The organism is uncultured Boseongicola sp. (assembly GCF_937988555.1).
Classification (GTDB): domain Bacteria; phylum Pseudomonadota; class Alphaproteobacteria; order Rhodobacterales; family Rhodobacteraceae; genus Boseongicola.
This window is the reverse complement of record NZ_CALJXO010000109.1, coordinates 1-3,777: the sequence shown is the minus strand read 5'-3', so window position 1 is coordinate 3,777 and position 3,777 is coordinate 1. Positions and strand designations below refer to the sequence as shown.

The 3,777-nt window shown below is 56.0% G+C and carries 7 protein-coding genes; 1 reads left to right on the top strand and 6 read right to left on the bottom strand.

Going from position 1 to position 3,777, the window contains the following annotated elements; all coding sequences use genetic code 11:
- The 5 genes from Q1B15_RS05930 to Q1B15_RS05910 all read right to left on the bottom strand — a co-directional run.
- The coding region (locus tag Q1B15_RS05930; RefSeq protein WP_299751552.1) for a hypothetical protein at positions 1–185 on the bottom strand (185 nt) is incomplete at its 3' end.
- Between the two features lie 12 nt (positions 186–197).
- The gene (locus tag Q1B15_RS05925; RefSeq protein WP_299751549.1) at positions 198–1,010 is read right to left on the bottom strand and encodes a methyltransferase domain-containing protein; all 813 of its coding nucleotides are present in this window, start codon (positions 1,008–1,010) and stop codon (positions 198–200) included.
- Between the two features lie 3 nt (positions 1,011–1,013).
- Complete coding sequence (locus Q1B15_RS05920) at positions 1,014–1,520, bottom strand: OsmC family protein (protein WP_299751546.1); 507 nt, start codon at positions 1,518–1,520, stop codon at positions 1,014–1,016.
- A 533-nt stretch (positions 1,521–2,053) separates the two neighbouring features.
- Positions 2,054–2,272, bottom strand: a complete 219-nt coding sequence (locus Q1B15_RS05915) for a transposase domain-containing protein (protein WP_299751543.1) — start codon at positions 2,270–2,272, stop codon at positions 2,054–2,056.
- A 143-nt stretch (positions 2,273–2,415) separates the two neighbouring features.
- Complete coding sequence (locus tag Q1B15_RS05910) at positions 2,416–2,652, bottom strand: hypothetical protein (RefSeq protein WP_299751540.1); 237 nt, start codon at positions 2,650–2,652, stop codon at positions 2,416–2,418.
- 72 nt (positions 2,653–2,724) lie between these two features.
- On the opposite strand from Q1B15_RS05910, the gene Q1B15_RS05905 reads away from it, so the two are divergent.
- Positions 2,725–3,432: a metalloregulator ArsR/SmtB family transcription factor gene (locus Q1B15_RS05905; protein WP_299751537.1), complete on the top strand. Its 708-nt coding sequence runs from the start codon at positions 2,725–2,727 to the stop codon at positions 3,430–3,432.
- A 43-nt stretch (positions 3,433–3,475) separates the two neighbouring features.
- Here the strand turns inward: Q1B15_RS05905 and Q1B15_RS05900 are convergent.
- Positions 3,476–3,777 (bottom strand): hypothetical protein (locus tag Q1B15_RS05900; protein ID WP_299751534.1); only part of this gene is annotated, 302 nt, incomplete at its 5' end.

The window sequence follows — 3,777 nt, the reverse complement described above, 5'->3', positions numbered from 1 at the left end:
TTTAGCCGACAAAAATGCTGCGCCATGCACGAATGGCCGCAATGCGAAAGCTGCACCGCAGCGTTGTATGGAGCGGCCAAAGTCCGGTTAGGGCCGTTCATGTTGGTCGGGGCGAGATCGTTTGGCAGGATCGCTGCGATGAGGCTAACGGCACCGAGCCCAGAGCGGCCGGAGTGCGGTTTCACCCGGTCGACAAACTAAACGCTCATCCGTTGCGCGGATATCGTCACGAACTCACCAGGGATACGATATACGCCCTGACTGAGGAATTCGGCCACGGAATCCAGAAATTCCTCGCCGGCCTGCTGCAAGGTTTCATCGTCGAAGCGTTTTACAGCTAGCGCAACGGGTCCGCCCAGCAAAACGGCGTCGAGAAGCTCTTGTGCGGAGCCGAACTCAAGAACCTTTGACTGCCGATGTTCTGTAATGTCAGCGAAACCCGCTTGCTCGAAGTCGCGCCTCAGCGCTCCCGGCGCGCCTGTAGCAAAGAACATCGGGCAGACTTCCGATTTCACCCGCCGGTCCACAATCGGGAAGACCTCTGCCCAGCCACAATTGCGGCGCTCTCCCCAAACGGTCGCCGTCGCCCTGCCACCCGGTCGTAGGGCCCGATACATCTCGGATACGGCACGAGAAGGATCGGGGCTGTACATCAACCCGAGCGCGCAAACCGCGCGATCGAAGTTGGCGTCCTCAACATCGAGCGCCTCCGCTCCCATCCGGGCAGTTCTGACGTTTTCCAAGTTCAGCGCATCTGTGATGTTGACCATCTCTTGCGACAGATCGGTTGCGACGACTTCGCCTTCGAGCCCCACCGCGTCGCTAATCATGCTGGTCACGAGGCCAGAACCGCAGGCAGTTTCAATCACCCGCTGGCCGCTATCGAAGTCGGACATCCGGACTAAGGTCCGCTGCGCATCGAGAAGGGCCTCCTGCCACCCGGCCTCATAGTAGGGCGCCGCCGCATCCCAACCGTACCTTTGCACCCGCAGCTGCAGCTTGGCGTCCATGTCTTAAACCACCCGTATCTTGATTTCGACATGCTGCGGATCACGCAATGCCAAGTAATACGGATCGGCCTTCAGTGCCGTTTCAACCAGCTTCTCCAGCACCTCTTCCCCGGAATCGCTTTCCAATGCAACGTCAAGTCTGGTTATGAGGGGCGCGGCAGATGCGTCTCCCATTCCGAAGATTGCCGAGTTGTCGAAGTCCATTTCGAGGCCGACTTTGACGGAGCGCAAATCAATGCCTAGACGTACGGCGGTCATCTTTATGCCGATAGCGACACAGCCTGAGATCGCTGCACGCGCGAAGAATCCAGGCGTCGGCCCGTCATCGCTGCCACCGACCGTCGCGGGCATGTCCATGACGGCTGAATGCTCGCCTTGGACGAAGGTGCATGTAAGTCCGGAGTCGACGGTTGCAACGGCTGCGACGGTATCCATCGCCATCTCAGGCCGCCGTTGAAAGACCAACATGGCGCGTTCCTGCGCCTCTCGGATTTCCGCGTCTGCTTGCATGACTTCATCGCTCCCCTTGACCCCTATGGAGCTAACCTAAACGAAACCGCCACTACCTGTCCAAACATCAAGCTCGAGAAATACAAAGAGGCCAGGCGATCCAATGAACGGCACACGCTTGCAAAAGGCGAAAGTCCGGTTGGGGCCGATCCTTCGATCTTCAAGCTCTGCACGTGTGAAGTGCGCTCATACGCATCGTGGTAGGTCTGGGCTTAGTGCCTGGAGAGCTTTCTGGCGTTTTCGTCTTTCATGATTAAGCACGATCGCAATATGCGGCGGGCCTCATCCTCTCCTTCTTGGCCAACGAGGTTCTGCCACGAAGCCGTATCTCGAATACCGTCCAGTGTACCGTCGACAAGGAGATCAAGTTGTTCCTCGGTGTACGGGGTTGTACGATCTGCGGACTCGTCACCCACCCAAGATGGCAGATCCAAATCGTGGAATTCGAGCGTTTCTGGTTTAGGCTTGTTGCTCATGAGTCACCATCGTCCGCGGAGGGCGCTCAGGCCCAGTTCAGCATATGTCTGTTGCGTTCAAAGCTGTGCATAGCGCCAGAGCACCAGTTCGTCCAGTCGGGTGATCTTGTGATCTGCGATGGGATCGAGCACCTCGGGCATCCAGGCTTGCGGATCGACATTGTTTATCTTTGCTGCTTCGATCAGCGTATACCCGAACAGCGTTACATTCATCCGAAGTAGCTTGAATGCTGTGCGATGCACCAACGGCAGCTTTGGCGGGCCGCACCGCAGCATGGCGAGGTCACGGCGAGTGACCGCAATGGGCCGTTCATGTTGGTCCGGGCGAGATCGCTTGGCAGGACCGCTGCGATGCGGCTAACGGCAGCAAGGAGCCCATACCTACCAGTGCAATTCGTTCTCAATGCCACAGCGCGACCTCATCCTATCTGTCGCAGCACCCGTCCGAAAGTCAGCTTCTCAAGCAGTTTATTGGAAAATCTCGTTGATTTCTTTTGCGTTGTAGCTCTGATCGCGATTTCGGCGATGTTCTCACGCTCGTTAAGTTTCGCAATGCGTTGGACACGCATGATTTCGGGTCGTGTCTGGCTGGTGCGCTCTGAAGTTTCACTACGCCTGCAGTGGTCTGTTTTGATGTCGATATCGTCGAACCACATAGTTGTCTCCTCGTTTGTTCGCAGATCAATGTAGCGATTGAAGTCGCAATATATTTCGGCTATGACCGAAATATGATTGGAAACCGATATATCGCGGAGATTGCTGGACTTATCGGGGACTCCGCCCGAGCCAACATCTTGTTCGCCTTGCAAGCGGACGATCAGATCAGCGCAGGTGAGTTGGCAATCATTGCGAATGTCTCAAACAGTACTGCCAGTGAGCATTTGGCGAAGCTGGTTCAGGGAGGGCTCGTGACATTCGTAAAGGAAGGGCGGCAAAAGTATTTCAAATTAAGAAATGAGGCCGTGGCTGAGATACTCCGAAACATGGAGAGCTTGGCACGAATTACGCAAGGTTCATCACCTGAGCTGCCCAAATGGGATCACGTCCATGTTCACGCGCGAAAATGTATGGATCACGTCGCCGGAAAACTAGGATGCGGCATTGCGGGGGATCTTATCAAAAAGGGCCACGTCAGCCTCGATTCAAATGGGGCTGATCTGAGCAAAGACGGGGAACGCTGGCTTGAAGGCTTTGGTATTGATCCAGAAAAATTGCGGAATGGGCATCGTCGGCTGATTACCGTTTGCCCGGACTGGGTAGAGAACTCCCCACATCTGGGTGGAGCAGTCGGCGCGGCTTTGATGAAGGACTTCATTGTAAGAGATTGGATTCGCCGAGACCACTGCGAGGGCGTTACGCGGATCACCCCCAAAGGTGTGCATGGCTTTCGCCAGGACTTTGGTCTCAATTTACGGGTCAGTGGTCAAGGTTCATAAGGGTTGTACACTGAGCTTCTTCCGGCGACCGCACTGCGGATTTCTAACTATTACCAGACGCATCAAGCCGAGCTTGGTTGATGTCAGCTCTGTCCGCACACCGACGTTTTAGCCGACAAAAATGCTGCGCCATGCACGAATGGCCGCAATGCGAAAGCTGCACCGCAGCGTTGTATGGAGCGGTGAAGGTCCGGTTTGGGCCGTTCATGTTGGTCGGGGCGAGATCGTTTGGCAGGATCGCTGCGATGCGGCTAACGGCAGCAAGGAGCCCAGAGCGGACACTCATCAGATCCCTCTGAAGCATTCTCCATTTCTGGCGCGCCTTGGCTGTCGACGAAACGTCAG